Genomic DNA, 507 nt, shown 5'->3' with positions numbered 1-507 from the left:
GACACTGCACTCATTATCGATCATCCCACTGTGGTGGCTGCGCGTCTGGACCAGGCCGTGTTGCAGCACAGCACTGAGACGTTGCCGCCGGTGTTTGATGGGCTGATTCGCCGACCCTCGCGCCGACTGGTGGAAAACAGCGCCGCCGCCTCGGCATCGGCGCTGGCCCAACGATTACATGGGCTGACCCCTGACCAACAACACGATCTGCTCGTGGAACTGGTGCGTTCGCATGCAGCGGTGGTGTTGGGCCATCCCAGTCCCAACGACATCGACACCGATCAGGCATTCCAAGATCTCGGGTTTGACTCCTTGACCGCTGTCGAACTGCGTAACAGGCTCAAAACCGCTACCGGACTAGCACTTCCATCGACACTGCTCTTCGACTACCCCACCCCCACCACCGCCACCGGCTCATCTATTCCCAACTTCGTGCGCACCGGCGACCGCGCCTCTTGGACCGACCCAACAAGTTGTTGCCCTAAACGCTTTGCCAGGGTGGTGGGG

The 507-nt window shown here is 60.9% G+C and carries 1 protein-coding gene; it reads left to right on the top strand.

Annotated features, from left to right (window positions below):
• Positions 1–30: 30 nt before the first annotated feature.
• A partial coding sequence (locus A5782_RS09850; RefSeq protein ID WP_369815611.1) for an acyl carrier protein occupies positions 31–507 on the top strand: 477 nt, incomplete at its 3' end.

The sequence above is a fragment of the Mycobacterium sp. 852002-40037_SCH5390672 genome (assembly GCF_001665875.1).
In the GTDB taxonomy this organism is placed as follows: domain Bacteria; phylum Actinomycetota; class Actinomycetes; order Mycobacteriales; family Mycobacteriaceae; genus Mycobacterium.
This window is presented reverse-complemented; position numbering and strand designations above follow the sequence as displayed.